General features: G+C 39.4%; 1 protein-coding gene. It reads left to right on the top strand.

From position 1 onward, the window contains the following. Positions 1-193: 193 nt before the first annotated feature. A partial coding sequence (locus AAY47_RS20210) for an AMP-binding enzyme (protein WP_419177452.1) occupies positions 194-505 on the top strand: 312 nt, incomplete at its 3' end.

Below are 505 nucleotides of genomic sequence, written 5' to 3'. Positions count from 1 at the left end.
CTTCAAATCAGGTAGTGCAGGCTAAGAATACCCCGGAATAAAGCATAGAATAACCAACGAATTTGGACACGAACTTCACATTAGACAAGCCGGTTTCATAGAAGTAAGCCCGGACGGAAGGATCCCAAAGGAGAATAAGTGCCGGTAGAGCCGTCCCAGTGAATTAGCGAATATTGATGATGATGGTATTCTCGTGATATTAGGGCGCGCCGATAACATGATTATACGAGGTGGATTTAAAATCCAGCCTGAAAAAATAAAGAATTTCCTGGAAACTCACCCTTGGGTTAATGAGGCCGCAATAGTAGGCGTTCCCGATGTTAGGCTTAATACTATTCCTGTCGCCGTTATCGAAACCAAATCAAATAAATATTCAAAAGTCAATGAGTTAGTTAGCCTGTGTCATAAAGAATTATTGCCTTATGAAATACCGAAACATTTTCTTACCATCGATAAATTACCTAAAACGTCAGTAGGAAAAATAAATCATACTGAACTTTTAACG

The organism is Xenorhabdus griffiniae (assembly GCF_001028135.1).
In the GTDB taxonomy this organism is placed as follows: domain Bacteria; phylum Pseudomonadota; class Gammaproteobacteria; order Enterobacterales; family Enterobacteriaceae; genus Xenorhabdus; species Xenorhabdus bakwenae.
The sequence above is the reverse complement of the archived record's forward strand: the minus strand, read 5'-3'. Positions and strand labels throughout refer to the sequence as shown.